Below are 1,599 nucleotides of genomic sequence, written 5' to 3'. Positions count from 1 at the left end.
GATAGACCTCTCCAGAAGAGGAGAAACTCTAACGGAAAAAGAATTTATCAAACTTTATAATTTAATCGAGAATTTGTTGTAACAAGTTTGGCAAATCTGCTCAGAATGCTACAACTTGCGGGCGTTTCTTTAACTTCACTCAGCAATTTGTCAACATCTATTTTCCCTGGATATTTCACATCTTTGCTTACGATTAATTTTCTGATGATTTTGTCATCAAATTCAGGATGAAATTGCACTCCCCAGATATTGTCTTTCAATCGGAAAGCCTGATACGGCTCCTGATCTGAAGAAGCTAAAACAACTGCATTTTCTGGCAATCTGATAACAGATTGGACATGAGAAACCTGAACCAGAATTTTCGGATAATATTTTTGCAGAAGCGGATCTTGTTTTGCTTCTTTCCTGAAACGAATTGTTTTTGTTCCTACCTCGATTCCATTCGGATTGTCGGCTATTTTCCCACCAAAAGCATGAGCCAGAAGTTGGTGACCAAAACAAATTCCCAGCATCGGAACATTTTTTGAGTCTTGCAAACAAAGCCAATCACAAGCTTTTTTCAACCAGACGATATTTTCATTAATCATTTTAGCAGAACCGGAAATTACAATTCCTGCCAGATCGATATCTATGGGAAGAACATCTCCAGAATCAAGATCAAGAGAAATAAACTGCGATTTTGCTAATCTCATCTTTTCCGCCAAAAGAACATCATAATCAGCAGAGATTTCAGGTCGAATGTGACCGGTAATTAAAAAAGCAATTTTACTCATTTTTTCGGGTTCGATCCTTGTGAAACCGTAGATTTATCAAATCCCCTGAATATTTACTCTGTTTTTTATTTCCCAGGGTTTGTTCAAAAAATATTTCAGAACGTATTTTTGTTTGCCTTCAATCTTATCAGGAATTTTTTGATCATAGGCAAATAAAACAAGATATTTTTCGAAAATTAAATCTGTTTCCACGGCTGTTTCAGTCAAAATTTGCACGCCGGACTTTATGATTTTCTCGTCGGTAAATTCCATTAAATTCGTGTTGCAAATCAAATGTGTGATGCGCAACTTAGCTGCAGTTTCCAGATTATTTTTCATGGTAATAATTTCTGTTTTATTGGAAGTGAAAGGCCGCTTCGTATTAACTACGAAGTGCATTTCATAGCCCCGTTCTTTAATTTTTTGCACATAACGTGCCAGAGTGCGGCAACCGGCAGGATCACCACCGACGTCCAAAATCACGACGTATTCCGTATTTTCCACTGCTCCCATAATGCGGGGAGAAAGCATTGGTAAATCTGCGTGCATGAATTCTCCTTCCGGGGCAATAACATCAATTCCGTCTTTCCGGAATTGTTCTCGCACGTCCCTACTGCGAAAATAGGGATTTACTACATCTAAATCTACTAAAGCGACTTTTTTATTTTGCAATTGGTATTCTTTCGCTAAATTAATGGAATATTCACTTTTCCCGCTTCCGTATGCTCCTATTACTACTATCAGTTTATTGTGCATCATTTCCTCTTAACTTAATATATTTTAGCTACAAGGTTAGTAAAATTAAAGCATAATTAAATTACTAAAACCTTGATAATTTTTATTTGTT

General features: G+C 36.5%; 2 protein-coding genes. Both read right to left on the bottom strand.

Translation table 11 applies throughout. The annotated features are described in order from the left end of the window. Positions 1–47: 47 nt before the first annotated feature. Positions 48–773 (bottom strand): glutamine amidotransferase, encoded by a 726-nt coding sequence (locus tag ENL20_01565; protein HHE37246.1) that lies wholly within the window; start codon positions 771–773, stop codon positions 48–50. Positions 774–809: 36 nt separating this feature from the next. Next, positions 810–1,508: a hypothetical protein gene (locus tag ENL20_01560; GenBank protein ID HHE37245.1), complete on the bottom strand. Its 699-nt coding sequence runs from the start codon at positions 1,506–1,508 to the stop codon at positions 810–812. Positions 1,509–1,599: the final 91 nt, after the last annotated feature.

Source organism: Candidatus Cloacimonadota bacterium, assembly GCA_011372345.1.
Classification (GTDB): Bacteria; Cloacimonadota; Cloacimonadia; order Cloacimonadales; family TCS61; genus DRTC01.
The sequence above is the reverse complement of the archived record's forward strand: the minus strand, read 5'-3'. Positions and strand labels throughout refer to the sequence as shown.